Source organism: Candidatus Symbiothrix dinenymphae, from assembly GCF_001431085.1.
Map to the genome: position 1 here is coordinate 1 of NZ_BBRU01000238.1, position 603 is coordinate 603.

1 protein-coding gene and 1 pseudogene are annotated in these 603 nt (G+C 50.2%); both read left to right on the forward strand.

Going from position 1 to position 603, the window contains the following annotated elements; genetic code table 11:
* Window positions 1–359, forward strand: a 359-nt coding sequence (locus ASC50_RS03285) for a nucleoside deaminase (RefSeq protein WP_056928704.1), incomplete at its 5' end; no start/stop codon positions are given.
* A gap of 16 nt (window positions 360–375) precedes the next feature.
* Window positions 376–603, forward strand: a pseudogene (locus ASC50_RS03290) (YihY/virulence factor BrkB family protein); the annotation flags it as partial.

A 603-nucleotide genomic window follows, 5' to 3' on the forward strand; every position in this document is an offset into this window, starting at 1 on the left:
TAATTGTCTGCAAAGACCGCATCATTGCGCGGGCGCACAATTTGACGGAAACTTTGAACGACGTAACCGCTCACGCCGAGATGCAAGCCATCACCTCAGCCGCCGCCACGCTGGGCGGCAAATACCTGATTGACTGCACTTTATACGTCACTGTCGAGCCATGCCCGATGTGCGCAGCCGCCCTGGGGTGGGCGCAAATATCCCGCATCATTTACGGTGCTTCCGATGAAAAGCGCGGTTTTCGCAAAATTGCTCCGGCAGTCTTGCACCCAAAAACAACCGTAGAATCCGGACTTTTGGCAGAAGAAGCCGCCACCCTAATGCAACAATTCTTCCAAGCAAAACGCCACCCCAAATAACTCATGACTCATAAAAATGAAGACAATCAAAAAACTCACACTCTTCGCCACAGACGGCATTTGGCGCATCTCGTTACAAGAGCTGACCAAACAAAAACGCCGCATTTACACGATTTTGCGAGTGGTCATTCTCTTTGTCAAACAATACAAAACGGGGAATGTTCAACGGCAGGCTTCGGCACTCACCTACTCCACTTTTTTGTCGATTATCCCGCTTTTAGCGGTGCTTTTGGCAGTGGCTAAG